The sequence below is a fragment of the Vibrio sp. 378 genome, assembly GCF_033339435.1.
Genome location: NZ_JAWOUO010000201.1, coordinates 1 through 980 on the forward strand (window position 1 = coordinate 1; position 980 = coordinate 980).

Genomic DNA, 980 nt, shown 5'->3' on the forward strand with positions numbered 1-980 from the left:
ATTTTTGCCGTCGCAACGGGTATTGATGAGCACAACAACTATGCTGTTGATTTTATTGAAGCTGTAGCGGACATCAAGCGCGATTTGCCACACGCGATGATTTCCGGTGGCGTGTCGAACGTGTCTTTCTCTTTCCGCGGTAATAACTACGTTCGTGAAGCAATCCATGCCGTATTCCTTTATCACTGTTTTAAAAACGGTATGGACATGGGCATTGTGAACGCGGGGCAGCTCGAAATTTATGACAACGTTCCGGAAAAACTACGAGAAGCGGTAGAAGACGTTGTGCTTAATCGTCGAGATGACGCTACAGAAAGATTGTTGGATATCGCGGCTGAGTACGCAGATAAAGGCGTTGGCAAAGAAGAAGATGCCTCTGCGCTTGAGTGGCGAACTTGGCCTGTCGCAAAACGTTTAGAGCATGCGTTAGTTAAAGGGATCACAGAGTTCATCGTTGCAGACACTGAAGAAGCACGTGTGAATGCGGCAAAACCACTTGAAGTGATTGAAGGTCCTTTGATGGATGGCATGAACGTGGTGGGTGACCTATTTGGTGAGGGTAAGATGTTCTTACCTCAAGTCGTGAAATCAGCACGTGTGATGAAGCAAGCTGTTGCGCATTTAGAGCCCTTTATTAACGCCGAAAAACAATCCGGTAGCAGTAACGGAAAAATTTTGTTGGCGACGGTGAAGGGGGACGTGCACGACATCGGCAAAAACATTGTGGGCGTTGTACTGCAGTGTAATAACTACGAGATCATCGATCTTGGCGTGATGGTACCGTGTGAAAAGATCTTAAAAGTCGCGCTAGAAGAGAACGTTGATATTATCGGTTTGTCAGGGTTGATTACCCCATCTCTGGATGAAATGGTTCATGTTGCTAAAGAGATGGAACGTCTCAATTTTGATCTTCCGCTTCTGATTGGTGGAGCTACCACATCCAAAGCGCACACCGCCGTGAAGATTGAGCAGAACTACAA

At 46.5% G+C, this 980-nt stretch carries 1 protein-coding gene; it reads left to right on the forward strand.

Annotated elements, in window-relative coordinates; all coding sequences use genetic code 11:
• Window positions 1-980, forward strand: a 980-nt coding sequence (locus tag R7Q48_RS25140; protein WP_318132857.1) for a B12-binding domain-containing protein, incomplete at both ends; no start/stop codon positions are given.